The 292-nt window shown below is 72.6% G+C and carries 1 pseudogene; it reads left to right on the forward strand.

Annotated elements, in window-relative coordinates:
- A pseudogene (locus PA598K_RS37145) lies at window positions 1–292 on the forward strand (hypothetical protein); the annotation flags it as partial.

Genomic DNA, 292 nt, shown 5'->3' on the forward strand with positions numbered 1-292 from the left:
GGACGATCCCGCGTCTGTCGCCGCCGCCAATCGCGAGTCCGCTACCGAGGGCGGACCATCGGCGTCGTCTGGCGCTGCAGGCAGCTCGGGCGGTGGCAAGGGCGACGGCAAGGGGAACGGCGGACAGTTGGCCGGTTCATCCGGCAATCAGGCGTCGTCGCCTGGTGCAGGCGGGGACCGCAAGGTCGCCGATGCGGGAGGAGACGACGGCGCGGCCGCTGAGCGCCCTACGTCGACAGCGGGCGCATCGTCCGCCAGCCGCGCCGAGCAGCTCACCGCAGCGTATCATCCG

It is taken from the genome of Paenibacillus sp. 598K (assembly GCF_003851045.1).
In the GTDB taxonomy this organism is placed as follows: domain Bacteria; phylum Bacillota; class Bacilli; order Paenibacillales; family Paenibacillaceae; genus Paenibacillus_D.